This window comes from Micromonospora sp. BL1 (assembly GCF_003667485.1).
Classification (GTDB): Bacteria; Actinomycetota; Actinomycetes; order Mycobacteriales; family Micromonosporaceae; genus Micromonospora; species Micromonospora tulbaghiae.
Window position 1 is genome coordinate 1 of record NZ_RCVK01000258.1, and the last position, 482, is coordinate 482.

Here is a 482-nt window from a genome sequence, read left to right on the forward strand (position 1 = left end):
GCGGCCCCGCGGTCCCTCCGGTAGCAGGCGTCCGCCTGCGCCGAGTAACGAAGGAGGAACTGTGAGACAGCCAACGGTTAGCCGTCGTCGACTGTTCGGGCTCGCCGGTGCCGGCGGGGCAGCTCTTGCGATGCCCGCCGCCGTCGCCGCACCGGCCAAGGCCCAGGCGCAACCACCCGCGCAGTGGCCCACCGAGTTTGTCGAGGTGCCACCAACGATTGAGGGCAACGTCGCCTGGTACGACGTGGCACAGTGGGGCGTAGAGGGAAAAGGCTGGTCCGACACCGCCAAGTACTACGACCGGCTCCCGGCCCGGGCAGAGGCCATCGTGCGCGAGCCGGTTTGGGCGCGTAGCAGGTTCGCGGCCGGTCTCTCGACTCGGTTCGTCTCCGACTCCACAGTCTTTCGTGCTCGCTACCGGCTCAGCTCGTCGAGCATCGCGATGTACCACATGCCGGCCATCGGGGTCAGCGGTGTCGACC

1 protein-coding gene is annotated in these 482 nt (G+C 68.7%); it reads left to right on the forward strand.

Annotated features, from left to right (window positions below):
• Window positions 1-61: 61 nt before the first annotated feature.
• Window positions 62-482, forward strand: a 421-nt coding sequence (locus EAD96_RS17840) for an SGNH/GDSL hydrolase N-terminal domain-containing protein (protein ID WP_199733211.1), incomplete at its 3' end; no start/stop codon positions are given.